1 protein-coding gene is annotated in these 333 nt (G+C 58.0%); it reads right to left on the reverse strand.

Features of this window, described 5'->3' with window-relative positions; genetic code table 11:
* A partial coding sequence (locus H6B30_RS16905) for a hypothetical protein (protein WP_205112258.1) occupies positions 1-333 on the reverse strand: 333 nt, incomplete at both ends.

Consider the following 333-nt stretch of genomic DNA (forward strand, 5'->3'; position numbering starts at 1 on the left):
CAAATCGGGGGCCGTGAAGTCGAAATAGTCGCCTCCAACCTTGGTGTTGCACCCCGCGAGCCAACCCTGAAGCCACCGTGTGGAGTAAGCCGCAGGATAGCGCTTGGCATAAATCTCCGCCACGGCCTTGCCAACCAAAGCTGTATCGGCAAGCTCGGCGTTCGCAGCCTCGTGCAGGAAATAAAGCCCCACGAGGCCGGGATTATCCACTGCATACGTGCAACGCACCTTATACATCCGCCTGAAGGCCTCACCAACTGCATTGTTTGCCGCAACAAACTCAGGAGTAAGCAAACGGCCGTCGGCCTGGAGCCGCCTCAGTTCGGTGTCAAT

Origin of the sequence: Marseilla massiliensis, from assembly GCF_016899955.1 — a bacterium.
In the GTDB taxonomy this organism is placed as follows: Bacteria; Bacteroidota; Bacteroidia; order Bacteroidales; family Bacteroidaceae; genus Prevotella; species Prevotella intestinigallinarum.